At 61.7% G+C, this 25,012-nt stretch carries 30 protein-coding genes; 10 read left to right on the top strand and 20 right to left on the bottom strand.

The window, feature by feature from the left end:
• Positions 1-4: 4 nt before the first annotated feature.
• The 6 genes from K3555_RS00915 to def (K3555_RS00890) form a co-directional block, all read right to left on the bottom strand.
• Positions 5-997: a glycosyltransferase family 2 protein gene (locus K3555_RS00915; RefSeq protein WP_260007065.1), complete on the bottom strand. Its 993-nt coding sequence runs from the start codon at positions 995-997 to the stop codon at positions 5-7.
• Positions 998-1,128: 131 nt separating this feature from the next.
• Complete coding sequence (locus K3555_RS00910) at positions 1,129-1,365, bottom strand: GlsB/YeaQ/YmgE family stress response membrane protein (protein WP_259989199.1); 237 nt, start codon at positions 1,363-1,365, stop codon at positions 1,129-1,131.
• Positions 1,366-1,375: 10 nt separating this feature from the next.
• Positions 1,376-1,612 carry a hypothetical protein gene (locus K3555_RS00905; protein ID WP_259989197.1) on the bottom strand — a complete coding sequence of 79 codons (237 nt, stop codon included), beginning with the start codon at positions 1,610-1,612 and terminating at the stop codon, positions 1,376-1,378.
• A 13-nt stretch (positions 1,613-1,625) separates the two neighbouring features.
• A complete protein-coding gene (gene fmt / locus K3555_RS00900) occupies positions 1,626-2,531 on the bottom strand; it encodes a methionyl-tRNA formyltransferase (protein ID WP_260007063.1) in 906 nt (301 codons plus the stop codon).
• Between the two features lie 127 nt (positions 2,532-2,658).
• A complete protein-coding gene (def, locus tag K3555_RS00895; RefSeq protein ID WP_260007061.1) occupies positions 2,659-3,156 on the bottom strand; it encodes a peptide deformylase in 498 nt (165 codons plus the stop codon).
• 13 nt (positions 3,157-3,169) lie between these two features.
• Positions 3,170-3,688 (bottom strand): peptide deformylase, encoded by a 519-nt coding sequence (def, locus tag K3555_RS00890; protein WP_260007060.1) that lies wholly within the window; start codon positions 3,686-3,688, stop codon positions 3,170-3,172.
• 110 nt (positions 3,689-3,798) lie between these two features.
• Between def (K3555_RS00890) and K3555_RS00885 the strand changes: the two genes are divergently transcribed.
• Together K3555_RS00885 and K3555_RS00880 are read left to right on the top strand one after the other, a co-directional pair.
• Positions 3,799-4,971: a MalY/PatB family protein gene (locus K3555_RS00885; protein ID WP_260007059.1), complete on the top strand. Its 1,173-nt coding sequence runs from the start codon at positions 3,799-3,801 to the stop codon at positions 4,969-4,971.
• A 2-nt stretch (positions 4,972-4,973) separates the two neighbouring features.
• Positions 4,974-5,504 (top strand): murein L,D-transpeptidase family protein, encoded by a 531-nt coding sequence (locus K3555_RS00880; RefSeq protein WP_259995242.1) that lies wholly within the window; start codon positions 4,974-4,976, stop codon positions 5,502-5,504.
• 9 nt (positions 5,505-5,513) lie between these two features.
• Here the strand turns inward: K3555_RS00880 and K3555_RS00875 are convergent, their stop codons facing one another.
• Positions 5,514-5,882: a hypothetical protein gene (locus K3555_RS00875; RefSeq protein ID WP_027257273.1), complete on the bottom strand. Its 369-nt coding sequence runs from the start codon at positions 5,880-5,882 to the stop codon at positions 5,514-5,516.
• A 214-nt stretch (positions 5,883-6,096) separates the two neighbouring features.
• Between K3555_RS00875 and K3555_RS00870 the strand changes: the two genes are divergently transcribed.
• The 4 genes from K3555_RS00870 to K3555_RS00855 all read left to right on the top strand — a co-directional run bounded on the left by K3555_RS00870 (position 6,097) and on the right by K3555_RS00855 (position 10,306).
• Entirely contained in the window at positions 6,097-7,071 is a 975-nt protein-coding gene (locus K3555_RS00870; RefSeq protein ID WP_260007058.1) for a glutathione S-transferase family protein, read from the top strand.
• A gap of 148 nt (positions 7,072-7,219) precedes the next feature.
• Positions 7,220-8,182 (top strand): aminotransferase class I/II-fold pyridoxal phosphate-dependent enzyme, encoded by a 963-nt coding sequence (locus K3555_RS00865; RefSeq protein WP_260007057.1) that lies wholly within the window; start codon positions 7,220-7,222, stop codon positions 8,180-8,182.
• Positions 8,179-9,090, top strand: coding sequence for an adenosylcobinamide-phosphate synthase CbiB (cbiB, locus tag K3555_RS00860; RefSeq protein ID WP_260007055.1), 912 nt, complete (start codon positions 8,179-8,181; stop codon positions 9,088-9,090). Before K3555_RS00865 ends, cbiB begins: the two co-directional genes overlap by 4 nt.
• A gap of 46 nt (positions 9,091-9,136) precedes the next feature.
• Entirely contained in the window at positions 9,137-10,306 is a 1,170-nt protein-coding gene (locus tag K3555_RS00855; RefSeq protein ID WP_260007053.1) for a lytic murein transglycosylase, read from the top strand.
• Here the strand turns inward: K3555_RS00855 and K3555_RS00850 are convergent.
• The 4 genes from K3555_RS00850 to K3555_RS00835 form a co-directional block, all read right to left on the bottom strand.
• Positions 10,303-10,647 carry a hypothetical protein gene (locus K3555_RS00850; protein WP_311200010.1) on the bottom strand — a complete coding sequence of 115 codons (345 nt, stop codon included), beginning with the start codon at positions 10,645-10,647 and terminating at the stop codon, positions 10,303-10,305. The two genes, K3555_RS00855 and K3555_RS00850, sit on opposite strands and share 4 nt — an antisense overlap.
• A 70-nt stretch (positions 10,648-10,717) precedes the next feature.
• Positions 10,718-11,185, bottom strand: coding sequence for a YbjN domain-containing protein (locus K3555_RS00845; protein ID WP_260007052.1), 468 nt, complete (start codon positions 11,183-11,185; stop codon positions 10,718-10,720).
• Between the two features lie 58 nt (positions 11,186-11,243).
• On the bottom strand, positions 11,244-14,699 hold the full coding sequence (locus tag K3555_RS00840) for a chromosome segregation SMC family protein (protein WP_260007051.1): 3,456 nt from the start codon (positions 14,697-14,699) through the stop codon (positions 11,244-11,246).
• Between the two features lie 165 nt (positions 14,700-14,864).
• Positions 14,865-16,073 (bottom strand): PLP-dependent aminotransferase family protein, encoded by a 1,209-nt coding sequence (locus K3555_RS00835; protein WP_260007050.1) that lies wholly within the window; start codon positions 16,071-16,073, stop codon positions 14,865-14,867.
• A gap of 159 nt (positions 16,074-16,232) precedes the next feature.
• Between K3555_RS00835 and K3555_RS00830 the strand changes: the two genes are divergently transcribed.
• A complete protein-coding gene (locus K3555_RS00830; protein ID WP_260007049.1) occupies positions 16,233-17,003 on the top strand; it encodes a FadR/GntR family transcriptional regulator in 771 nt (256 codons plus the stop codon).
• 90 nt (positions 17,004-17,093) lie between these two features.
• Complete coding sequence (locus tag K3555_RS00825) at positions 17,094-17,510, top strand: VOC family protein (protein ID WP_260007048.1); 417 nt, start codon at positions 17,094-17,096, stop codon at positions 17,508-17,510.
• A 131-nt stretch (positions 17,511-17,641) separates the two neighbouring features.
• Here the strand turns inward: K3555_RS00825 and K3555_RS00820 are convergent, their stop codons facing one another.
• From K3555_RS00820 to K3555_RS00795, 6 genes are all read right to left on the bottom strand, one after another.
• A complete protein-coding gene (locus K3555_RS00820) occupies positions 17,642-18,199 on the bottom strand; it encodes a F0F1 ATP synthase subunit B (RefSeq protein ID WP_260007047.1) in 558 nt (185 codons plus the stop codon).
• A gap of 4 nt (positions 18,200-18,203) precedes the next feature.
• Positions 18,204-18,752 (bottom strand): F0F1 ATP synthase subunit B', encoded by a 549-nt coding sequence (locus K3555_RS00815; protein WP_259989163.1) that lies wholly within the window; start codon positions 18,750-18,752, stop codon positions 18,204-18,206.
• A gap of 88 nt (positions 18,753-18,840) precedes the next feature.
• Positions 18,841-19,077 (bottom strand): F0F1 ATP synthase subunit C, encoded by a 237-nt coding sequence (locus K3555_RS00810; protein ID WP_008205040.1) that lies wholly within the window; start codon positions 19,075-19,077, stop codon positions 18,841-18,843.
• A gap of 84 nt (positions 19,078-19,161) precedes the next feature.
• The gene (locus K3555_RS00805) at positions 19,162-19,962 is read right to left on the bottom strand and encodes a F0F1 ATP synthase subunit A (protein WP_129369298.1); all 801 of its coding nucleotides are present in this window, start codon (positions 19,960-19,962) and stop codon (positions 19,162-19,164) included.
• A 40-nt stretch (positions 19,963-20,002) separates the two neighbouring features.
• Positions 20,003-20,347, bottom strand: coding sequence for an AtpZ/AtpI family protein (locus K3555_RS00800; RefSeq protein ID WP_239032530.1), 345 nt, complete (start codon positions 20,345-20,347; stop codon positions 20,003-20,005).
• A 193-nt stretch (positions 20,348-20,540) separates the two neighbouring features.
• On the bottom strand, positions 20,541-21,437 hold the full coding sequence (locus K3555_RS00795; protein ID WP_260007046.1) for a DMT family transporter: 897 nt from the start codon (positions 21,435-21,437) through the stop codon (positions 20,541-20,543).
• Between the two features lie 89 nt (positions 21,438-21,526).
• Here K3555_RS00795 and K3555_RS00790 point away from each other — a divergent pair, with 89 nt between their 5' ends.
• Positions 21,527-21,871, top strand: a complete 345-nt coding sequence (locus tag K3555_RS00790; RefSeq protein ID WP_129369296.1) for a helix-turn-helix transcriptional regulator — start codon at positions 21,527-21,529, stop codon at positions 21,869-21,871.
• Here K3555_RS00790 and K3555_RS00785 read toward each other — a convergent pair.
• The 3 genes from K3555_RS00785 to K3555_RS00775 form a co-directional block, all read right to left on the bottom strand.
• Positions 21,868-22,278, bottom strand: coding sequence for a universal stress protein (locus K3555_RS00785; RefSeq protein ID WP_259989152.1), 411 nt, complete (start codon positions 22,276-22,278; stop codon positions 21,868-21,870). The genes K3555_RS00790 and K3555_RS00785 overlap by 4 nt on opposite strands.
• A gap of 145 nt (positions 22,279-22,423) precedes the next feature.
• A complete protein-coding gene (locus K3555_RS00780) occupies positions 22,424-23,320 on the bottom strand; it encodes a DMT family transporter (protein WP_260007045.1) in 897 nt (298 codons plus the stop codon).
• The gene (locus K3555_RS00775; RefSeq protein ID WP_260007043.1) at positions 23,317-24,195 is read right to left on the bottom strand and encodes a LysR family transcriptional regulator; all 879 of its coding nucleotides are present in this window, start codon (positions 24,193-24,195) and stop codon (positions 23,317-23,319) included. Before K3555_RS00775 ends, K3555_RS00780 begins: the two co-directional genes overlap by 4 nt.
• 129 nt (positions 24,196-24,324) lie before the next feature.
• Between K3555_RS00775 and K3555_RS00770 the strand changes: the two genes are divergently transcribed.
• Complete coding sequence (locus tag K3555_RS00770) at positions 24,325-24,906, top strand: FMN-dependent NADH-azoreductase (RefSeq protein ID WP_260007042.1); 582 nt, start codon at positions 24,325-24,327, stop codon at positions 24,904-24,906.
• Positions 24,907-25,012 lie beyond the last annotated feature (106 nt).

Here is a 25,012-nt window from a genome sequence, read left to right as displayed (position 1 = left end):
GCAATCAAGCGGTTTTGCGGCTGTCAGCCAACGAGTTCAGAAACTCCTGGCCGTCCTTGCTGATCCTGGCTTTCCGGCCCTTGCGCCGATGCCAGACCAGCGCCATTTCATGGTATTCCCGCAGATTGGCGTCTTGCAGCAGATCTTCCTTGATCTGCAGCGCGGCTGAGAAATTGTCCGCCAGCCGCCGGTCTTCTTCTTCATTCCTGTCAAACTTATGCCAGTAGCTTGGTTCAATGGAGGAGGTGAAGTGGTTTGCCCGGCCGCGGGCTTTCTTGTTCAGGAACCCGTCACGGGAGCGCAGCGCATAGTGGTTGAGCTGCGCTGCGGAATAGCCGTAGCCGCCGCGCACGTACAGCGCGCCTTCCAGCTCATCTTCCGGCAGGCGTGTGCCATCGGCAAGCTGCCAGTTCACCTCGCCCGCCGTGTCCGCAAGAAAAGGGCGGTGAACCCCCATACGGGTGAATTTTCCATTTTTGCGGAACGCGGTCTTAAAGAACCGGTGTTCGTCCGGGAGCCCCGCCGCAGGTTCAGCCAGCACAAAGGCCTGCGGCACCGGGGGATGGTCCACAGTCCCAACCCCTGCATTGCCGAAAATGCGCCAAACAAAGGAAACCGCATCTGCATCCGCCCGCTCTGCCAGCAGCCCCGGCAACGTGCCGTCACCGGAATTGATCTGCAGATATTCATCGACGTCGATCACCAGAACCCAGTCAGCATTGTTCACCTTGGGCTCGTATTCCGCCCACATCAGTGCGCTTTTGTGCGGGCCGCGGCGCACCACCCGGCTGAACCGGTGTTCGATTACACCCATCCGGTGCAGGCAGCGCAGGATGTGGTCCGTGGGATCCGAGCACTCATTGGTGAAGATGACAAAATCGCTGACACCAATGGATTTGTAGTGGCTGATCCAGTCGAGAATGTAAGCGCCTTCATCTTTCATGGTGGTCACAACCACCACGTTCGGCGCGCCGGGCTGGCCGCTGTCCTGTGTCATCTGCAAATGCCCTCTGCCTCGATTTTCCACCGCGTTGCTCAGCGGTTGAGATATTGTATTCATTCAGCGGCCCGGTGCAGCAGAAATCGCCCGTTCTCCCTTTGGCTGTGGCCTGCGTACCTCAGCCGGGATTACTTGCCCAGGTAGCGCTGCCAAAGCCAGATCAGCACCAAAGCACCCAGTACCGCGCCGGCAAAACCGGCCATGAACCCCATGACCGCCAGCAGGGCACGCAGCACCAGCCCGCCGATCAATGCACCGGCCATGCCGATCACAACAGTTGTGATGATATCGGTTTCAAGCCGCATCAGCCGGGTCGCCAGGAAACCGGCCGCGGCGCCGATGATGATCAGAGCAAGAACGGGCATAGCAATCTCCCTATCTGCGCCAATGGGTCGGCACGATCACCAAGGCCCCGACGGAAGAGGCAATCGCATTCCAGCCCGGCGCGCTGAAGCCGATGCCGAACATCAGCCGCATGAAATAGAACAGGAACGCACCACCAGTGCAAATGATGATCGATGGCACATAGCCATTGCTGGTAAAGCCGCTGCGTTCAGAAGCGTAGCCGACAATACCGGCAATCACCACGGTGCCCATCAAGGTCAGAATCATGCCGGGTTCCCGGTTACAGGCGGCAGCCCTTCGAAACAGGGTAGCCACGTAAGAATACTTCAGGATCCTGCGCGCTTTTACCTGCCCGTTGCAAGCGCAACAGCTGGACCGCGCCGGACCCGCAAGCGATTGTCAGATTGTCATCCAGAACTTCGCCCGGCGCGCCATGGCCCTCTGCCAGCTTTGAGGCCAGCAGCTTGACCCGCTGGCCCTTGATTTCGCACCAGGCGCCGGGGAAGGGCGACAGCCCGCGGATCTGACGGTCCACTTCAGCCGCCGGACGGGTCCAGTTTATCTGCGCTTCGCCTTTGTCGATCTTTTCGGCATAGGTAACGCCCGCCTCCGGCTGCACCTCAGGCGTCAGCTCTGCCAGGCGGCTCAGGGCGTCCACGATCAGCGCAGCGCCCATTTCCGACAGCCGGTCATGCAGCTGGGCGGTGGTTTCCCCGTCCCCGACTGCGGTAGCCTTACGCAGCAGCACCGGCCCGGTGTCGAGCCCTGCTTCCATCTGCATGATGCAGATGCCGGTTTCGGCGTCGCCTGCCATGATCGCCCGGTGGATCGGAGCCGCCCCGCGCCAGCGCGGCAAGAGGCTGGCGTGGATGTTCAGGCAGCCATGCGCGGGCGCATCCAGAACCGCTTGCGGCAGGATCAGACCATAGGCCACAACCACCGCCACATCCGCATTCAAAGCCGCAAAGGCTTCCTGTTCTTCTGTCCCTTTCAGAGAAACTGGATGGCGCACTTCCAGCCCCAAGGCCGCGGCGCGGGCGTGGACGGGTGCGGGCCGGTCCTTCTTGCCGCGGCCTGCAGGCCGGGGAGGCTGGCAGTAAACGGCGGCAATTTCGTGTCCTGCATCGACCAGGGCATCCAGCACCGGCACCGAAAAATCAGGCGTTCCCATGAAGATAATACGCATCTGCATCCCCTGCCCCGGTTGCCCTGCCCGCAGCCGTCAAGACGGGCTGTAGGCAGATCCGCGTCCGCCCTGGGGACGGGGCCGGGCGCGAACCGGGCCCAAGCGGCCCGGGAAATGAAATCCGGCCTCAGCCGTTCAGCTTTTTCGCCTTGCGGATCAGCATGTCGCGCTTCACCTTGCTTAGACGGTCGAAATACATCCTGCCGTTCAGATGATCGATCTGATGCTGTACCGAGGTGGCCTCAATCCCGATAAAATCCTTGCGGTCCACCATGCCCTGTTCGTTGATGAAACGGACGGTCACAGCACGCGGGCGTTTGATCTTGGCTGAGACGCCCGGCAGGTTGGGGCTGGCTTCGTCATGCTCGCGCAGTTCGATCGAGGAATGCAGGATCTCCGGATTGGCCAGCTTCACCGCGCGTCCGCGTTCGGTGGAGCCGTCCACCACTGCCAGCCGCAGCATCGCGCCGATCTGGGGAGCAGCCAGGCCCACGCCCGGCATCGCGTCCATAGTATCAACCATGTCGTTCCAGATTTCACGAATCTCACTGGTGATTTCGCTTACTTCTTCGGCCTTGGTGCGCAGGCGCTTGTCAGGCCAGGGCAGGCAGGTGCGGACGGTCATGTCTGATGTTTCCTCAGGCGCGGGCGCGTTCGCGCTTCAGCTTCTGCATCTTGCGGGTGATCATCTGGCGCTTCAGCGGTTTCAGGTAATCGATGAACAGCTTGCCGTTCAAGTGGTCGATCTCATGCTGCACACAGGTGGCCCACAGCCCGTCAAACGTTTCACGCTGCGCATTGCCATCGCGATCCATCCATTCGACTTCTACGACCCTGGGACGGGTCACTTCGGCATACTGGTCCGGGATCGATAGGCAGCCTTCTTCATAAACGTTGGTGTCGTCCGAGGACGACAGAACCTGCGGGTTGAACATCACCAAGGGGCGCGCTTCGCCGTCCTCTTCCTTGATGCAATCCAGCACGATCAGCCGTTGCAGAATACCGATCTGCGGCGCCGCCAGGCCAATGCCGGGGGCTGCATACATGGTTTCCAGCATATCATCCGCCAGCACGCGCAAGTCATCGCTCAGGTCCGGCACGGGCACGCAGACCTTTTTCAGGCGGGGATCGGGATGGATCAGGATCGGTCGTTTCATGCGCTTCATGTATGCGATCAGCCGCGCCATCGCAACGCCCCCTTGCGCGTGCCGCTGCAGTGACTAGCTTCGCAAGCAAAGTTACGGGCAACGACACGGGAATCCACCACATGAATTTTGACAAAATAACCGACCGCTGCGGCACTCACAGTTCGAAATGGGACAAGATGGAAAAACTGTACGGCATCCCGGCGCAGGACGGTCTGGCGATGTGGACGGCAGATTCCGACTACGAGACCGCCCCTTGCGTGATTGATGCCGTCAAAGCCGCAGCCGAACATGGTGTCTTCGGCTATTCCTGGCAGCACCCGGAGTATCTGCAGGCAGTTCAATGGTGGATGAAGACCCGGCACAGCTGGGACATTGAAACTGATTGGATACTGACATCGCAAGGGCTGGGCAATGCCATTGCCCTCTGCCTGGATGTCTGGAGCCAGCCCGGTGATGGCGCTGTTATCTTCTCGCCCGTTTATCATGAATTTGCGCACAAGGTGAACAAGTCGGGGCGCAAGGTTACCGAATGCCCGCTGGCGCGCGACGGCGACACCTACAATCTGGACCTCGACGATGCGCAATCGCGCCTGAACGGAACCGAGAAGCTGCTGTTGTGGTGCTCGCCGCAGAACCCCTCAGGCCGGGTCTGGACCGCCGGCGAACTGCGCGCAGTGGCAGAGTTTGCCAAGCGCAACGGGTTGATTCTGATCTCCGACGAGATCCATCATGATCTGGTCTATTCTGGCAGCACTTTTGTGCCGATGGACGTGGCGGCCCCCGACGCACGTGCCTGGACAGTGACGCTGACTGCGCCCTCGAAAACCTTCAACATTGCCGGCCAGCGGACCGGTAACATGATCATTCCAGACCCAGCGTTGCGCGCCGCAATGCGGCACCGGCAGAACACGCTGGACTATGATCCCAGCGCGCTTGGTGTTGCGATGATCACCGCCGCGTATTCCCCCGAGGGCGCCGAATGGGTCGACGCCCAGATCGCCCACCTGGAAGGCAACCGAAGACTGTTTGACGAGACCGTGAACGCCCTGCCGGGGCTGAGATCACTGCCGCTGCAATCGACCTATCTGGCCTGGGTGGATTTCTCCGGCACCGGTATGAGCCGCGAGGAATTCATCAAGCGGCTGCGCGAAGACGCCAAGATCGCCACCTCGCCCGGCGACGGCTTTGGCACAGGGGGGGAGTTCATGGAGCGGTTCAACCTGGCCACCCAGCGGTCGCGGGTGGAGGAAGCCTGCCGCCGCCTGACTGTAGCCTTCTCGGACCTGCAATAACCATGAAGCGCCTGTTGCGCCTGCTGGCGCTGGTTGTTCTGACCGGCGCCGCCTGGGCCGCCTGGCAGGCTTTTGCGCCACGGCCCGCACCGCCGCCGCAGGCCGCGGCGGTGGAGCGGATCGACCGCATCCTGATTGAGAAATCAGCCCGCCGCCTGACCGCCAGCCGGGAGGGTGAGACGGTGCTGGAATTTCCTATCGCGCTAGGGTTCGAACCGGCAGGTGACAAGTTTCAGGAAGGTGACGGCAAAACGCCCGAAGGCACATTCCTGATCGACCGGCGCAACCCCAACAGTGCCTATCATCTGTCGCTGGGAATCAACTATCCGCAGCCCGAAGACAGGAAGCAGGCCCAAGCGGCCGGGGTCAGCCCCGGCGGCGACATCTTCATTCATGGGCAGCCGAATTCCGTGGGCAATCTGATCACCCTGCCCGGCGACTGGACCGCCGGCTGCATCGCTGTCACCAATGAACAGATGGAAACGCTGTGGCGCCTGGCAGAAATCGGGACGGAGGTTGAAATCCGTCCCTGAGCCAGCAGCTCAGATCTTGCCCTGCGACTGGTCGAAGGGGATCAGCCCGGCAGGTGCGTCCGGGGATTTGTAGAAATCCAGCGGTGCCCTGTCCGCAGCGGGTGTTGAGCGCTTGAATTCATAGCGCATCTCGCCGCCCTCTTCTTCGCTGGCAACGATCAGGCATTGCGACAGGTGCCGCGCTCCCTCGTAAAGATCGACCAGCCCGCGCAGCATCGGCGCAGTCTCTGCCTCAACCGAAAAACCCGTCTTCCACATCCGCAAAACCGGGACCAGCTCATTGTCCGCCATTACCCGCAAACGGCTTTTCTTGCGCATCCCCTGAAGGCGGGCGGTGTCCAGCGCTTCCTGCACGGCTTTGGGCACATAGGTATTCATCGTTCCGGCCTTCCAAATGCTTAGGGTCTCTCGGGTCCTTCTTTCAACGGTGCGTCACAAACATATAAAATCAAGTGAACATTTTCGGAAATTTGACGGTCGCGCAATTTTGTTGCTCTTGTGCAGTGGCGCAGAGGCCTTGCGCGCTGCGCTGCATAGGCACCCGGCCTGAGCAGGTCTATGTTTCCTGCGCACAGCAGCAGGAGCAGACGTGATGGGCCTTTTGATCGACGGGAAATGGCACGACAAGTGGTATGATACCAAATCCACTGGCGGCGCTTTCAAACGCAGCGAATCGCAGTTCCGCAACTGGATCACAGCCGATGGCAGCGCTGGTCCTTCGGGCAAGGGCGGCTTCCCCGCAGCAAGCGGACGCTATCACCTTTTTGTCTCGCTCGCCTGCCCCTGGGCCCACCGCACGCTGATCTTCCGCAAGCTGAAGGGGCTTGAGGATCATATCTCTGTTTCCGTTGTGCATCCCGATATGCTGGGCGAAGGCTGGACCTTTGACAGGGACGACCATGGCGCCACCGGCGACACTCTGTTCGGCAGTTCCCATATGCACCAGATCTACACCAGCGCCGATGCAGGCTATACCGGCCGGGTGACGGTGCCGGTTCTATGGGACAAGGAACAGGAGACCATCGTTTCCAACGAAAGCGCCGAGATCATCCGAATGCTCAACTCAGCGTTCAACGGGATCACCGGCAACACCAGCGATTACTGGCCGGAAGAGCTGCGAGAGCCGATCGAGGCCGTGAACGCCCGCATTTACAGCACCATAAACAACGGCGTCTACAAATGCGGCTTTGCCACCACGCAACAGGCTTATGACACCGCGGTTGAGCCGCTGTTTGATAGTCTGGACTGGCTGGAGGACCTGCTGTCGCAACACCGCTACCTGCTGGGGGACCGCGTGACCGAGGCCGACTGGCGGCTGTTCACCACCCTCCTGCGGTTTGATCCGGTCTATCACGTGCATTTCAAGTGCAACCGCAAGCGGCTGGCAGACTACCCGAACCTATGGGCCTATACCCGCGAGCTGTACCAATGGCCGGGCGTGGCGGAAACCGTCGGCATGCAGCATATCGTGCGCCACTATTATTACAGCCACGACACCATCAACCCGCACCGGATCATCCCGGTCAATCCGGATATCGACTGGCAAGAACCGCACCGGCGCGGCTGATCCGCCGCGGGCAGCCGTCAATCCGGCGTTTCCGGCCGATACCGCTAAAATTAGGGAGTTCACGCCCCGCCCCGGTTGCTTTATGAACCGCTGTGTCTGATTTGACGTCCGATCCATTCGGAGCAACATTCAACCGGTGGCTACCGCGATGCTTGAACTCCCGCTCGAAAATTCGACCCCATTCAGGGACCACGGCGGCAACCTTGGCATTGCCATGGCAGAATTCGGCGGTACCCGCAGCGATTGGATGGACCTGTCCACCGGTATCAACCCGCACCCCTATCCGCTGCCGGGCTTTACCGCCGGAGACTGGGGCGCACTTCCGGACGCCGATGCGCTGGCCGATCTCGAACGCGCCGCGCGGTCATTCTGGAACATCCCGGATGAGGCCGCCGTGCTGGCTGCCCCCGGTGCATCAGCCCTGATCGCAGCCCTGCCTGCGCTGGCCGCGCCGCGCTGGGTGCAGATCACCAAACCGACTTACAACGAACACGCCGCCGCTTTTGAAGCCCGCGGCTGGAAAATCCGCGTGGATGGCCCGGCCGAGGCCCGCGTCGCGGTGCATCCGAACAACCCCGACGGCCGGATGTGGAGCGAAGATCAGCTCACCGCACCGCTCACTATTATCGACGAGAGCTTTTGCGACGTCTGCCCAACGGAGAGCCTGATTCGCATGGCCGCCCGCCCCGGCGTGATAATCCTGAAAAGCTTTGGCAAATTCTGGGGCCTCGCCGGCCTGCGGCTGGGCTTTGCGATCGGCGATCCCAAACTGATCACCGCTCTGTCAACGTGGCAAGGCCCTTGGGCGGTCTCCGGCCCGGCCCTGCGAACTGGCGCGCTGGCCCTGCAGGACCACGGCTGGGCCGGAGACACCCGCGCCCGGCTCCGGGCGGATGCGGCGCGGCTTGACGAGATGATGCTTGCCAAGGGCGCCAGCCTGGCGGGCGGCACCGACCTGTTCCGTCTTTACAATGTTGACGATGCCGCCGTCTGGCAGGACAAACTTGCCCGCGCCCGCATCTGGAGCCGCATTTTCCCTTATTCCAAAACCTATCTGCGCCTCGGCCTGCCGCCCGCTGACGGCTGGGACCGGCTGGAAGCCGCGCTATGACCACCGCGGCCATGCTGGCGGTGGCCCTCGTGCTGGATGCCGTTTTCGGCGAGCCCAAATGGCTGTGGTCCCGTATCACTCACCCGGCGGTGCTGATGGGCAAGGCAGTCGGCTTCCTCGACCGCAAGCTTAACACCGGCCAAAACCGCCGCGGCAAAGGCGTTCTGGCCGCGTTGGCGCTGGTTCTTTGCGGCGTTATCGCTGGCAAGCTGCTGTCGCTGCCCGGCACGCTGGTGGAAATCCTGGTGGCAGCCATCCTGATCGCCCAGCGTTCGCTGACCGAACATGTTGCCGCCGTTGCCAAGGGCCTGCGCAGCAGCCTGGAGGATGGCCGCCAAGCGGTTGCAATGATCGTCAGCCGCGACACCGCGGCCATGACGGCGCCGCAAGCCGCCCGCTCTGCCATTGAAAGCGGCGCCGAGAACATGTCGGACGGAGTCATCGCCCCTGCATTCTGGTTTCTGATTGCCGGGTTGCCGGGCCTGATTGTTTACAAGATGGTCAACACCGCCGACAGCATGATCGGCTACCGCACCAGCCGGTACAAGGATTTCGGCTGGGCCGCCGCCCGTCTGGACGACCTGTTGAACCTGATCCCGGCCCGCCTTACTGGCTTGCTGATTGCCCTGTCCAGCGGCCAACTGCGCCACTGGGGTGCAATTTCTGCAGACGCCCGAAAGCACCGGTCGCCCAATGCCGGCTGGCCCGAAGCCGCCATGGCGCGGGCGCTGGACACCGCACTTGCCGGCCCGCGATCTTATGAGGGGCAGATGCGCGACTTTCCCTGGGTCCATGCATTTGGTACCAAAAGCGCCAATGCCGAAACCATCACCCGCTCCGTGACCCTGCTGTGGCAGACCTGGGCGCTTGCGCTTGTCCTGACGGTTGCCATTGCCACGGTTTTCTAGCACATAAGACCCTGCGGGAGCGGTCAGACAAAGGAACGCCGGAACAATGCGCCTAATGCCCTTCGTCCTTGCAGCAAGCCTGCTGCCTGCGGCGGCAACTGCCCAATGCGGCGGCGGCTTTCAGAATTTTGTTAAGCTGATGAAAGACGAGGCGGTGCAGGCCGGGTATGACACCTCCACTGTCAACGCCTTCTTCTCGGGCACCCGCAAAGATGCCCGAGTTCTTAAGGCGGACCGTGCCCAGGGTGTGTTCCAAAAACCTTTCATCGAGTTCACCCGCCACCTGATCTCGCAAAGCCGGATCAAGCGCGGCCGCCAGATGGCGCAAAAACATGATGCCACCTTCCAGCGGATTGAGAACACCTATGGCATTGACCGCGGTGTGCTGTTGGCGTTCTGGGCCTTCGAGACCGACTATGGCGGCTATCAGGGCGATTTCAACACCCGCGATGCGCTTGTCACCCTGGCGCATGACTGCCGCCGCCCGGAGCTTTTCCGGCCCCAGGTCTTCTCGGCACTGGAGCTGTTCAGCCAGGGCAATTTCGATCCCAAACGCACAACAGGCGCCTGGGCCGGCGAGATCGGCATGGTACAGATGCTGCCCGGAGATATTCTGGATCATGGTGTCGATGCCGACGGCGATGGCCAGGTCAGCCTGAAAACCTCTGCCGCCGACGCGCTGATGTCGGGGGCGCGGATGCTGTCCCATTTGGGTTGGAAACCGGGCCAGCCCTGGCTGCAAGAGGTCATCATTCCCCAGGATCTGGATCTGACGCTGACAGGCACTGGACGCAAGAAATCCGTGGCCCAGTGGCGCGGTCTGGGCGTCTCAGCGCGGGACGGCAAACTACCCGATCCCTCCTTGCGCGCTTCGCTGCTGCTGCCGCAGGGCCACAAGGGGCCGGCTTTCCTCGCTTACCCCAACTTTGACGTCTATTTTGAGTGGAACCAGAGCTTTACCTATGTCCTCACTGCTGCTTACTTTGCCAACCGGCTGAAAGGCGCAGAGGCCTTTAGCGCCGGCCAACCCGAAAGCGGGCTGAATGGCACCCAGATGAAGCAGTTGCAGCAGATACTCCAGGCCCGCGGCCACAACGTTGGGGATATCGACGGCATTCTTGGCGCCCGCACCCGGATTGCAGTGCAAAAGGAACAAGCCCGCCTTGGCCTGCCCGCTGATGCCTGGCCGACGCCGGCGCTGCTGCAGAAGCTTTAACGGACCGGGAACCGCTCGCCCTTTTCGGTAATCAGGATGACCCGGCTTCCATTGCGCACATACAGATCGCAGCGGCCAAGCCCGTTGGCGAACTCCACGCAGACGCTGCCATCTGCGGCAATCCGGTAAGTGCCCCAAGCGGTGCCCCCGCCGTTCTCCGCCGAGTAGGTATAAGCATAGGCGCCATCGCTGCCATACAGCGACTCTCCGCCATCATAAAAGCGAAAGGACCGGCCTGGCAGCGCGTCCAGTTCGTCCTGTGCCAAGGCCGTGTCGCCGGGCCGCAGCGGCCAATCGCCGGCCAACGCGCTGCCTGCCATCAGAGATAGAAAAAGGGGCATGATCCGTTTCATGCCCCTACCTTAGCGGTTCACTTGTTAAGCTGGTGTCACGATCCGGTGACTCGTGGTTTCACCAGTCAATGAAAGTTTCGAAATCCAGCATTGCGCGGTTCCAGATCCCCACGGCCTCGGCAAAATCATCCGGGCTCATGCCCTTTTTGCCCAGGAACACGTCCATTTCGATCCGGGCTGAGCCCTCTTCCGAGACATAGCCGCGGGCAAAACGGTTTTCATTGTTCCACTCGTTGATCTTGGACAGGCGCACGCTGCCGTCTGTCTGGTAACCGGAAAAGAACTGGATGGCCTCGCAGTTGGTGTTGTTGTCGCAGCCGTAGTAATAGACCGAGAAATCGTTGCCGTAATACTCAACTTTCAGGTTGGGATCACCTACGCTGTCCGTGGTTACTTCGACCTTGGCGCCTTCATCCTTGAAGAAACCGGCAACACTGTCGCCGGTCTTGGCCACTACATTCTGGGCCGCCGCGGCAACCGGGATCATCAAGACCACGGATGCGGCAATTGCTTTGAGCATATTCATTTGTCACTCCACTAATAAATTCGAAAACAAAAGCACCAATCCCAGTAGTGCTTCTGCCTTAGGCCACCATCGCCTCTGCTTTCTTCAGGTCAACTGAAACCAGCTGGCTAACGCCCTTTTCCTGCATGGTGACCCCAAACAGCCGGTCCATCCGTGCCATTGTCACCGCGTGGTGGGTGATGATCAGGAAACGGGTGTCAGTCTGGCGGCACATCTCGTCCAGCAGGTCGCAGAAACGGGTGACGTTGGCGTCATCCAGCGGCGCGTCGACCTCGTCCAGCACACAGATCGGCGCCGGGTTCGACAGGAAAACCGCAAAGATCAGCGCCATCGCGGTCAGCGTCTGCTCACCGCCGGACAGCAGTGACAGGGTCGACAGCTTCTTGCCCGGCGGCTGGCACATGATCTCAAGGCCCGCATCCAGCGGATCGTCGCTTTCGACCATCACCAGATTGGCCTCACCGCCGCCGAACAGATGGGTGAACAACATGGCAAAGCTGCTGTTCACCTGCTCAAACGCCGTCAGCAGCCGTTCACGCCCCTCGCGGTTGAGACTGGCAATACCGTCGCGCAAGGTCTTGACCGCGCCTTCCAGGTCCAGCTTCTCGGCGACCAGCGTGTCATGCTCGTTCTGCACGCCGCGGGCGTCTTCCTCCGCCCGCAAGTTCACTGCACCCATAGCATCGCGCTGGCGCTTGCAGCGGTCCACGTCGTGTTCCAGGTCATCCGAGGCGGGCATTTCATCCGGTGACACGCCCAGCTTCTCCAGCAACGCCTGCGGGGTGATCTGCTGCGCCTCGATGATGCGGCCAGCGGCCTGGGTCACCGCCTCCTTGGCCGCATCGCTGCGCGCCTCAGAGCGGGCGCGTGCTTCGCGTGCCTCAGACGCCAGCCGCTCGCATTCGCGTTCCTTGTGAACCGCGTCACGCAGTTCGGCCTCGGCTGCAATCAGAGCTTCTGTTGCCGCGGACTTACGCAGCTCTGCCTCGGAAATCGCCTCGTTCAGCTCCTCGCGTTTCCCGGCAATCTCCGCCGGGACCGCATTCGCCTCTTCCAGCTCTTCTTGCGAAGCTTCGCGGCGTTCGGCCAATTCTGCGATCCGTGCCTCAGCGCTCTCCAGACGGTGGCGCCAGCCGGACAGCTCCTTGGTCACTTCCTGGGCGCGCTTGGTGCGGGCCTCGCCTTCACGGCGCAATTCATCGTGGGAGGACCGGTGCGTCAGCATGGTGATCCGCGCCGCCTCCACCGACTGCTTGATGTCCTCAACCGCAATGCGGGCCTGGTCCAGATCGCCGAGATCCCCCAGCGCCTTTTCCGCCTCTTTCAGCTGCAGGCTGGAACTCAGCGCGTCCTCCTCATGGCGGGAGACGGCAATCCCCAATGTCTCAAGCTTGGCCTCAGCCAGGTTGCGGTCCGCCTCGGCACGGCTCAGCGCACGCGCGGCGTCTGCCACCCGCTGGTCGGCCACGCGGCGTGCCTGGCGGGCGTTCTGGTCGGCCAGCGTCACCTCCTCCAGCTTGCGCAACAGCATCTCATGTGCCGCACGCGCGCCGTCCGCCGTAGCGCTGACACGTTCCATCTCCTGCTTCAGCGCTTCCAGCTTGTTCAATTGCTCCAGTCGCAGTGCTGCTGCACTTGGCGCGTCCTCGGCCCAAGCGCGGTAACCATCCCAACGCCACAAGTCACCCTCAACCGTCACCAGCCGCTGCCCTGGCGTCAGATGCGCCTGCAGCCCTGCTGCCACATCGCCATCCACCAGTCCGATCTGCGCCACCCGGCGGGACAGGGCATCAGGGCCGGAAACAAACAGCGCCAGAGGCTGCACTCCATCGGGCAGGGGCGCATCCTGGTCATAACCGGACAGCGCCACCCAGCCCGTCGGCCCGTCCGCCTCCGCCAGCGGCGCGCGCAGATCATCGGCCAGTGCCGCACCCAGAGCCTTTTCATACCCCGGAGCCACGGTTAGCTCGTCCAGGATCTGCCCACCCTCGGCGGTATCCCGCTCCACCAGTTTGGCCAGCGCTGTAACCTCAGCGCGCAACGCGCCCAGCCCGCCTTCGGCTTCAGAGCGCTGCGAACGCGCTTCGGCCTCCCGGCTTTGAGTCTCGGTGCGGGTCTCATCCGCATCGGCCAGCGCCTCTTCAGCCATTTCCGAGGCCTCGCGGGCCTCTTCCTCAGCGGCCACCGAAGTTTCGAATTTCTCCACCGCCAGTTCCAAGGCATCCTGCGCCTCGCCCTTGGCGGCGCGAGCCTTTTCAGCCTCGCCCTCGGAACGGCCCAAAGCTCGTTGGCAATCCTCTAATGCACGGCGCGCCGACTGGTGGCGAGCCGCCAGACGGGCCACATCTTCGGTCACCTGCGCCAGATGATCCTCGCGTGCCTGCAAGATCGAGCCGGCATCGCGCGCCAGTTCCGCGGCTTCGGCCATCTTGCCGTCATGCCCGTCGCCGGCCTTGGACAGCCCGCGCTGCTCCCACTCCAGCCGTTCGATGGTTTCGCCGGCGTCCTTGTTGAGCCCCGCTTCGCGCTCAATGTCGTTGCCCAGCTGCACAACACGGCTGCTGAGCCGCTCGATGGTCTGGCGCGCCTGCGCCTCCTGATCGCCCAGCGAATCCCGTTGCACCACCAGCCGCTGCAGGATGGCAGCGGCAATCGCCTCTTCTTCACGCAAGGGCGGCAGCTTTTCTTCAAACGTGCCGCGCTGCGCCGCGGCTGCACGCACCAGCGCCTCAGCCTTGGCGGCCTGCTCAACCCGCGCCCGCAGCTCATCCTCGGAAGCCAGCCGCAACGCATCCGCTTCGCGCCAGCGGCGGTACAGCAACATGCCCTCGGCCAGGCGCAGCTTTTCACCGATCTCGCGGTAGCGCTGCGCCTGCCGTGCCTGCTTGGCCAGCTGCGCCAGCTGTGCCGCCAGCTGCTCGATCACGTCATCGACACGCAGCAGGTTGGACTCGGTGTTCTTCAGCTTCAGCTCGGCCTCGTGGCGCCGCTGATAAAGGCCGGAAATACCCGCCGCCTCTTCCAGAATACGCCGCCGTGCCTTGGGCTTGGCGTTGATCAGCTCGGCGATCTGCCCCTGCCGCACCAGCGCCGGCGAATGCGCCCCCGTCGAGGCATCGGCAAACAGCATCTGCACATCGCGCGCCCGCACATCCTTGCTGTTCGACTTGTAGGCACTGCCCACATCGCGCGTGATACGGCGCACGATCTCCAGCCCGTCCGCCTCATTGAACCCTGAGGGCGCCAGCCGTTCAGAATTGTCGATTTGCAGGCTGACTTCGGCAAAGTTGCGTGCGGGCCGCGACGAAGTGCCGGCAAAGATCACATCCTCCATGCCGCCGCCGCGCATTGCCTTGGCACGGGTCTCGCCCATCACCCAGCGCAAAGCCTCCAGAAGATTGGATTTTCCGCAACCGTTTGGCCCCACAACCCCGGTCAGCCCATCGGCAATGACCAGTTCGGTAGGATCAACAAAGCTTTTGAAGCCGTTCAGCCTGAGCTTGGAAAACCGCAAAGCTGCCCCTCCGTGATTCCGGATCGAGAAAGTTCAACGGTTCCTATCGTGTGTGTCAACGCTCTGCATCCCCAAATCGGGGCGAATCTGCCTCAAACCACACCATATCTTGTGGATAACCCGCAGGACCCGGCGGTGTTTTGCCAAGCCGGGGGCAATCCGGCCTTAGACAGAGCCCAGCAGCCGCCCCAACCGGGCAATCCCGTCCTCAATCGCCGCATGGTTAGAGTTGGAAAAGCTCAACCGGATCGTGTTCTGACCGCTGCCATCAGCGAAAAATGCCTGCCCCGGGACAAAGGCCACCCTCTCCGTCTCCAAAGAACGGGCCAGCAACTGCGCCCCATCCATGCGGTCCGGCAGGGTCATCCACACGAACATGCCGCCCTCAGGCCGGGTCCAGCTGACGCCCTCCGGCATATGCTCCTCCAGTGCCGCGAGCATGACGTCCCGGCGGCGTTGGTAGACCGCGTGCAGCTGCGCCACATGCGCATCGAAACTGGCCTCTGCAACGCCATGGACTGCCATCTGGTTGATTGTCGAACTATGCAGGTCCGCCGCCTGCTTCAGCAGCACCATTTGCGTGATCACCGGCTTGGCTGCCACCGCCCAGCCGATCCGCAAACCCGGCGAAAGGGTCTTGCTGAACGAACCGCAATAAATCGTCCGGCAGTCCTCGATCGAGCCCTTCTGTTCCAGCTCCAGCGCCAGAACCGGCGGCACCGGCTCCCCGTCATAGCGCAGCGACTGGTAAGCCGCATCTTCGATGACGGCACATTCCAGGCTGTCAGCCAGTTCCAGCAGCCGCAGCCGCCCGGCACGGTCCAGGGTCTCTCCGGTTGGGTTGGCAAAATCCGGCGACAGATAGGCGAATTTCACCGCGCTGCCCGCGTCCGCAGCACCCTCGGCATAACTTTCCACCGTTCGGTTGCCCTTCAAAGACAGCCGGTCATAACGTGGCTCATAGGCGTTGAAAGCTGCCAGCGCGCCCAGATAGGTCGGCCAGCCGACCAGTGCGGTATCCCCCGGCGACAGGAACAGCTTGCCGAGATAATCCAGCGCCTGCTGGGAGCCGGAGGTGATCAGCACATTGTCCGCATCACAGGCGATACCGATCTTCGCCATCTCCTCAACAATCCATTCACGCAGCGGCAGATATCCTTCGCTCACTGAATACTGCAGTGCCATGGCCTGCCGTTCCGGTGTCAGCGCATTCTTGAATGCTTCGGCAAATTCATCCGCCGGAAACAGTGCCGGGTCCGGGATGCCGCCAGCAAATGAGATGATATCCGGCTGGTCCAAGAGCTTCAGCAATTCGCGGATTTCCGACGCCTTCATCCGCGTGTTCCGGCTGGCAAAGATCTGGTCGAACTGCATCCTGGCTCTCCTGGCTTGGGATCTGGTGCCACGGTAGGAGAGCGCGAAATAATGTCAATAATACTGACCTAATGTTACAGCCTTCGTGATCCCTGCCTGCCCTTGCAGCCCCTTCTCCCCCGTGGTCATATGATTTGACCAATTCAGATGAGCCTCCGCATGCCATTTCAGAAAGTTCAGCCCGAAAAACTCTCCGCCTCCGTCGTTAAGCAGATCGAGCAGCTGATCCTGCGCGGCATCCTCTCACCTGGTGAACGGCTGCCTGCCGAACGGGAGCTGGCGGAGCGGCTGGGTGTCTCCCGCCCCTCCCTGCGTGATGCCATCGGCGAGTTGCAGGCGCGTGGGCTGCTCGCCTCCAAAGCAGGCTCCGGCGTGTTTGTGGGGGACGTTTTGGGATCGGCTTTTTCGCCGGCACTGATCCAGCTGTTCGCCACCCATGACGAAGCCGTGTTTGATTACCTCTCCTTCCGCCGCGACATGGAGGGGCTGGCCGCAGAGCGCGCTGCCCGGTTCGGGTCGGACTATGACCTGCAGGTGATCCAGGCGATCTTTGACAAGATGGAGGCGGCCGGCAATCCCGCCGTGTCCGAGGAAGCGGCCCAGCTCGACGCTCAGTTCCACTCCGCTATCATGGACGCCAGCCACAACGTCATCATGCTGCACATGATGCGTTCGATGTTCGATCTCCTGCGGGAAGGCGTCTTCTATAACCGCCGGATCATGTTCCAGCAGCACACCACCTATGAGGCGCTCTTGGAGCAGCACCGCGCCATCAACGCCGCCCTGCAGGCCCGCGATCCGCAGGCTGCGCGGACGGCAGTGGAGATGCATCTGGACTATGTGAAACAAGCCCTCACCGACCACCAGCGCGCCGAACGCAACGCGGAGGTGGCCAAGCAGCGGCTGGAGCATGAAATGGGCAAGGGGTGAGGCTGAAACCATGAACGGAATTCGGGGCAAACCGAATTGTGCCACTATCAAACCAATGCCGGCTTTGGGGCCCTGAAAGAAAGACGAAAAATGATCGCCTATATCACAGTCGGAGCGGATGATATCGCGCGCGCGAAGCAGTTTTATTCTGCGTTCCTGCCAGCCCTTGGATACAAACTGGAAGAGGGGTCTGAGGGCCTAAGTTACGTACTGCCTGTTGGGTCCGGTCAGTCTCCGGTTCCGCCTGACTTCTACGTTAAACCAACTTTCGACGGGCGCCCGGCCTCGGCCGGCAACGGGTCTATGGTCGCCTTTGAAGCGTGCAATCAACAACAGGTTCGCAACCTTCACTCCGCCGCGCTTTCAGCAGGCGGTTCGGACGAGGGCCAGCCCGGCTTTCGTGCCTCTTACGGGCCTCACTTCTATGTTGGATACCTGCGCGATCCTCAAGGCAACAAGATCGCACTGTTCTCCAGCGATCCAAACGAACCTGGGCGCGACGGGTAAAGTGGGCGGCAAGGGCAATCTGCGGCGGCGCGCGGATTTGCGGAATGGGTTCACATCATCCCCTCCCGATCACGCACAAAAAAACCCGGCCGCTTGGGCCGGGTTTTTAAACTCAACAGTGTCTGCCAAACTCAGTGCAGCTTGGCGTCCACATCCGCGATGGCGGCGTCGATCAGCTTGTTGGCTTCGGTCGCGGTCATCTGCTTGGAGATCACCTGATCCGCAGCAGAAACAGCGATTGTGATCGCCTGATCGCGCACTTCCTTCACAGCCGAAGCTTCCGCCGAAGCGATCTGCTCCTCGGCGGCCGCCAGACGGCGGGCAATGGAGGTTTGCAGATCGGCCTTGGCCTGCTCAGCTGCGCGGGCAGCTTCGTCACGGGCGGCAGCAACGATCTGATCTGCCTGGGCCTGAACCTCCTGCTGCTTACGCTCATAGGACGCCAGAACGGTCTGGGCCTCTTCACGCAGCGCGCGGGCTTCGTTCAGCTCCTTCTGGATACCTTCAGCACGGTTATCCAACTGGCCTGCGAGCAGCGACGGCACTTTGGCAAACAGCAGAATGCCAATGAACAGCACAAAACCGAGACCCACAACCAGGTTGGTGTTGGACAGGTCCAGGCCGCCGCCGGCAGCAAAGGCAGGCGAAGCTGCACCGAAGGTCAGGGCAAGGGCGAGAATATTGCGCATGTCCTTATCCTTTCGTCCGCTCGGCAACTGCCGCGGCAATTGCGTCTGCGTCTGCCGAACCGCCCAGAGCGCTTACCAGCGCCCCTGCGGTATCGGTGGCAACAGCCTTTACGCTTTCCAGCGCACCGGCCTTGATTTCGGCGATTGCCTTTTCGGACTCGGCGGCCTTGGCAGAGATCTGTTCGTCTGCTTTGGCAATTGCCTCGTCCAGCCCGGCCTGAATTTCCACACGTGTCTCAGCAACGATGCGCTGAGATTCGGCACGGGCATCTGCCAGAGCTTTGTTATATGCGTTTTCGGCCTCGACTGCCTTGGCTTTCAGGTCTTCAGCCGCGGCGAGGTCGTTGGTGATGGTCCCCTGACGCTCGGCCAGCACCGCCGCGATGCGGGGCAGCGCGACGCGCGACAGGATGAGGTAGATCACGACCAGAGCGACCGCGAGCCAGAAGATCTGGTTCCCGAAGGTCGAGAAGTCCAGCTGCGGCATACCCGGAGCAGACCCGTGCGCTGCGTCTGCGGCGCCGTGTGCTGCGTCTTGCGTATTAGATGCCATGTCGTCCTCCTTGGGAACTTGCCGTTACACCGGGCAGTGCGGATTTAGGCCGCACTGCCCGGCCGTAAGGAAATAGGTTCCTGAGGTCTTAGACGGCGAACATCAGCAGCAGAGCGACCAGGAACGAGAAGATGCCCAGTGCTTCTGCAAATGCGATGCCGATGAACAGGGTTGCGGTCTGGCCGGCGGCTGCCGACGGGTTGCGCAGTGCGCCTGCGAGGAAGTTGCCGGCAACGTGGCCCACACCGATTGCGGCTGCGCCGGAACCGATTGCTGCCAGGCCTGCGCCGATGAACTGACCGAGTTGTGCGATATCGCCTTCCATGAGTATTCTCCTTACGATGGAATGTGGTGATTTAGGGTCTGGGTGAACCGCCAGGCTCACCCGGTAAACTTGTCGATCCTGGCCTTAGTGGCTCGGGTGCAGCGCATCCTTCAGGTACACGCAGGTCAGGATGGTAAAGACGTAGGCCTGAATGAAGGCCACCAGAACTTCGAGTGCGTAAACCGCGGTGATGGCAAAGATCGGCAGGAAGCTGAACATGCCCAGTGCTGCGGCAAAGCCTGCGAACACTTTCAGAACCGCGTGGCCCGCCATTACGTTGCCTGCCAGACGGATGCTGTGGCTGACGGGGCGCACGAAGTAGGAAATCAGTTCGATGATGGCCAGGATCGGGCGGAGCGCCAGCGGTGCGCTCGACACCCAGAACAGGCCCAGGAAACCAGCGCCGTTCTTGACGAAACCAACGATGGTCACGGTGAAGAACACCAGCGCCGCCAGAACCGCGGTCACCGCGATGTGCGAGGTGGTGGTGAACGAGCCGGGGATCAGGCCCAGGAAGTTGGCCATCACGATGAACATGAACAGGGTCATGATGTAGGGGAAGAACTTGACGCCGTCCTTGCCGGCCACGTCCTCGACCATTTTGTAGATGAAGCCATAAGCCAGCTCCGCAACCGACTGGGCGCGGCCCGGCACGATGGCGCGGCGCGATGAGCCCATGACCAGCAGCGCAAACACCGCGGCAACAGCCAGCGCCATCCACAGGGTCACGTTGGTCGGGGTGTACCAGGAGATGTGATCGCCAAACAGTGCTGCCACGTTGAACTGATCCATCGGGTGGATTGCCAGCTTTGACTCCGCCGGGGCGAAAATCAGGCCGGATACCAGCACCAGCGCCAGCGCTGCGTAAAAGAAAATTTTGCCCATCGGTCCGCTTCTCCTGTCGCCGGCGTTTGATCCCGTCGGATCAGTCCCGGTCTTGCGCATTTTTCTTGGCCTCATCGGCCAGTTTCTGTTCCTGGATCTCCTGCGCGGTGCGAAGCATTGTCTTCACTCCAGCCGCAAGGCCCAGCATTACAAACAGCACCATGAAGATGGGCAGGGTTCCAAACAGAAGGTCCAGCCCGTATCCGATGCCAAAGCCGATCCCGAGACCGGCCACCAATTCAATCACCATCCGCCAGGCCTGATTGGCCATAGAATAGTGCTCATCTGCGCGCGGCTTGGGCTGTTGTGCCTTACGCGCCGCCGCGAGCTTCTCCTCCAGCTGCGCCATGCGCTGCTTTTGGTCGTCGTCGGTCACGGGCGCCATCCTCACGCGATTTCTAAGAGGTTGCTAAGGCCATGGGGCTTAGGAGTCAATTACAAGGACAGAAGATTCAGAACATCTTCAAGTAGCTGATTTTTATATAATAATTTGATTTCGAGAAAGGCCGCGCCGCTCTGCCGCAGCAACCGTTAGCGCCAATCCACCCCAGTTTCCATATTCAACCAAAAGGTTGATTTTAGCGAATGGGCGGTATTGCCATCCGCCAGCGCACAATCCGCCCGTCGATCAGCAACAATCCCAGCAGGATCGCAGCCATGCCCCACAGATGCTCTGCCAGCAGCTGCTCCTTCAGGATGTAGGTCCCCAGGAACAGCGCCGAAACCGGCGCGATCAGCGTCGGCAGGGTTATGTTGGTTGGTCCCACCTTGGGCAGCACCCAGTAAAAGGCGATGAATGCGGCCGAGGTCAGCACAAAACCAATGACAAACAAGGAGGCCCAGGTCTCTATCCGCGTCACATGCGGCAGGCCTTCGCTCCAGATCGCCAGCGGTGCGATCGCCGCGGTGGCCCCGGTCAGAGCAATCGCCACCAGCACCACCGGCTCCATGTCCCGGAAACTGCGCGCGAAATTGACCGAAAATGCATAACACAAGGGTGCGCACAGGGTGATCAGAACCGCCCAGATCTCCGACGACTGGCCGCTTTCCAGCAGAGGCAGCGACAGCAGCACGATACCAAGGAACCCGCAGACCACCCCTAGTGACTTCAACCCGGTTGCGCGCTCGCCGCCGGGCCAGAAATGCGAGACAACCACTGCCAGCGCCGGCGTGGTCGCATTGACAATCCCGGCCACGCCGCTGGCGATATGCTGCTGGCCCAGCGCATAAAAAGCAAACGGCCCGGCATAGCTGAGCACTCCGAAGCCAAACAGCGCCAGCCAGCGGCCTGGCTCTGCCGGTACCCGCTTGCGCGCCGCCAGCACATAGATCCAGCAGCCCAGCGCGCCAAATCCGACCCGCCCCATCGACACCGACAACGGTCCCAGTTCGCGCAGCAGAATGGCATTGAACATGAACGACATGCCCCAGCCGATGCCGAGAATGAATATCACCAGCCAGTACTTCAATGCCATGCCATCAATCCCCGCGCGCTTGAAAGGCGCCACCATGACGGTTCAGGACAGATTGTCAAACTGCCGGACGATGGGTAGGAGTATCAGGCATGAGCGACCCTCTCGACACTGTCTTTGCGGCCTTGGCCGACCCGACCCGCCGGGCGATCCTCACCATGCTGTTGGAGGATGATATGGCGGTGACCGACGTGGCGGAACCGTTCGAGATGTCGCTGGCGGCAATTTCAAAACACCTAGTCATCCTGACCCGCGCAGGCCTGATCGCGCAGGAAAAGCATGGCCGGGTCAAATGGTGCAAACTGCAACCGGATGCCATGCGCGCAGCCTCGGTCTGGATGCAGGGCTTCGGCCAGTTCGAGCCGGTCAATCTGGATGCCTTTGAACGCTTTCTGGAGGCCGAGCATCTGTCGGAGGACGCCCAGCCGGACCCCTAGCGCACCACAAATACCGAGGCTTCGGAATGCAGCACCAGATGGCTGGCGTGGGACGAAAACACATAGTCCAAAATTCCGGGCATATGGGTGCCCATCACAACCAAATCCACCTCCAGCTCCTTAGCGGTCCGGGGCAGGATGGAGTCGATCTCTGATCCGACATCCACCGAATAGACCGGCAGCCCTTCCACCCTTGCACCGGTCTGCGCCGCCATCTTGCTTGCCAGGTCCGCCAGTTCATCACCTGACGGCCCTACTGTATGCCCGCGTTTGACCTGCTGATCCGTCACATGCACCAGTGTTACGCGCGAGCTGTGATTTTTGGCAAAGTCCGCCGCCACATCCAGGGCTTTCTTGACCGATGCGGGCATGTGCAGATCAACGGGCACCATGATATGCTTGAACATTACTCCCTCCTCTATCCGAAGAGTCCCTCAGGACCAGTATAGCGGAAAACAAGGGAATTGCGTTGACCTGCCGCAAGCGGCGGCGAAGGGCCGCCGGAGGGCACGCCCGCTGCGGTCAGGCCCGCTGCGGTCAGGCCCGTTGCGTTCAGGCTGTGACCCGCGACCGTGCCCCTTCCAGCAGCATCACCAGCGCGACCACCGACATCGCCACCCCGATCAGAACCAGACCCGGCGGCGCGCCGCGGCCCAGCGCGATCTCCCACAGGATCACCCAGCTTGGGGTGAGATAGGTATAGGCCATCACCTTGGCCGAGGGCAGCCGCATCGCCGCATATTGCAGCAGCACAAAGGTGGCAGAGCTGGCACAGACCGCCAGATAGAACAGACCGATCCAGACGATACCGGGCAGCTGGGCCCAATTGGTGGCCAGAATGTCCTGCCAGCCGAACACCGCCAGTAACGCACCGCCCGCCAGCAGCATCCCGAAGGTGAACACCACCGCCGGCTCGCCCCGGTTCAGCTTGCGCACCATCGGCGTATAGATCGCATGCAGCACGCAGCCCCAGAAATAGATGACCTCGCCCTGGCCGATCTCGAATGCCGCCAAGGCGCCCGGATCACCGCGCACGATCACCCAGACCGCGCCTGCCGCACCAATCGCCAGCGCCAGTGCCATCCAGCCGGTAGTGATCTGCCGCAGCAGCAGCCAGCCGAACACGGCGCTCATCACCGGCACCAGCGTGAATACCGCCGCGGCACTGACCGGCGCCGCTGTCTGCAGCCCGTAGAACATCAGCACGAAATAGCCGCCGAACAGCCCGCCCAGCACTGCAAACCGCCAGGGCGCGCGGAAATGCACCCGCTGCAGCCCGGTGGTGGCCAGCGCCGCGACACCGATCACCACAGCGGCAATACCAAACCGCGCCGCATTCAAGGCCGCTGGTGCAATCTCGTTGGCGACCATGACACCTAGCGAGAATGACCCCGCCACCAGTGCCGAAAACAACAGCATCGCCAGATGCCCGCGCAGTGCCTCGCTCACAGCTGCCAGTCCTTTACCTGTTCCTTGAGGAACGTCAGGAACGCCTGCACCTTAGTGGTCCGGTGCAGATCCACATGGGTCACCAGCCACAATGCGCCTTCCCAGTCTTCCTGCGGCGGCATCATCTCCACCAGATCCGGTTGCCGCCGCGCTTCCCAGGCCGCCATAAAGCCAATCCCGGCCCCGCTGCGGACCGCCGACTTCAGGGTAAAGCCATCGGTACAGCGAAAGGCGATGACCTCAGCCGGCGCATTGGCCCGCAACCAGCGCGAAAACGGCGCCCTGCTGCTCTCATCGTCCTGACCGACAAACCGGTGATTGGGAATATCCTCGACACCCTTCAGCATTCCGTATTCTTCGGCATAAGCCTTGGAAGCATAGAGCCCGATCTGCTGTTTCATGAAAGGCTGCACCACATTGTCGGGCTGATCCGGTGCATTGCCTGCGCGGATCGCCACATGCGCCTCGCCATACTCCAGCCGGAACAGCCGGTCACCGGTCAGGTAACGGATAATCAGCCCCGGATGCATATCCTGAAACAGCTTCAACGCCGGCACCATCATCGGTGCAAAAGACGCCAGCGAGGTCACAACCAGCTCACCCGACACATCGTCGCCCTGCCCTTTCAGCCGCCCGACCAGCTGACTGAACTGGTCATCGGTCGCCTGCGCCACCCGCAGCAAGTCCTGACCGGATTCCGTCGGGGTATAGCCGCGGGCATGACGCTGAAAAAGCTTAACGCCCAGCCGCGCCTCGATCGCATCGATATGCCGGATCACCGTCGCGTGATGCACGCCCAGCACCTCGGCGGCACCGCTGACCGTGCCCATGCGGGCCACTTGATAGGCGGTGCGGACTTCGTCCCAATTATCCATGGCGGCCTCCTTGCCGGCGGAATAGCGCTTTTTTTTGCAAAAACGCACAATTCATGTGATTGAAGCAGCGTTGCGTTCGAAAATGCAATAACCCAAATTCCTGTCAGCAACAAGCACAGGAATACTGTAATGACCCGTACCATCCTTCATATCGACTCCTCCGCCCGCACCGACGGCTCCGTTTCCCGCGATCTTTCGGCGCAGATCACCGGCCGCCTTGGCGCCTCCGATGTGATCCGCCGCGATCTGGCTGCGCCGCTGCCGCTGCTGGACGGCGCCTGGATCGGGGCCAACTTCACCCCGGCAGACCAGCGCAGCGATGAACAAAAGCAGCTGCTGGCCCTTTCCGACTCGCTGGTGGAGGAACTGAAACAGGCCGATACCATCGTGATCGGCACGCCGATCTACAACTTTTCGGTGCCGTCCACACTCAAGGCCTGGATTGACCTGGTGGCCCGCGTGGGCGTCACCTTCCGCTATGAGGAAACCGGTCCCGTCGGCCTGTTGGAAGGCAAGCGCGCCATCATCGCCGTGGCTTCCGGCGGCACTCAGGCGGGCTCTGACATCGATTTTGCCACCACCTACCTGCGCCACGTGCTGGGCTTCATCGGCATCACCGAGGTTGAGATCGTTGCCGCCGACGCCCTGATGGTTAACGCTGACAGTGCCCTGGCCAAGGCAAAAACCCAGATCGAAGCGCTGGCGGCCTGATCCCCTTCGCCTCGCGCACCCGCCGTCAGTCCCCCCCGGCTGGCGGCATTTTTATGTTTGGCAGCCCGTTGCCGCCATGCCACTCTGCCCGCACCCGCATTTCTAA

The organism is Leisingera sp. M527, assembly GCF_025141525.1.
Lineage (GTDB): Bacteria > Pseudomonadota > Alphaproteobacteria > Rhodobacterales > Rhodobacteraceae > Leisingera.
This window is presented reverse-complemented; position numbering and strand designations above follow the sequence as displayed.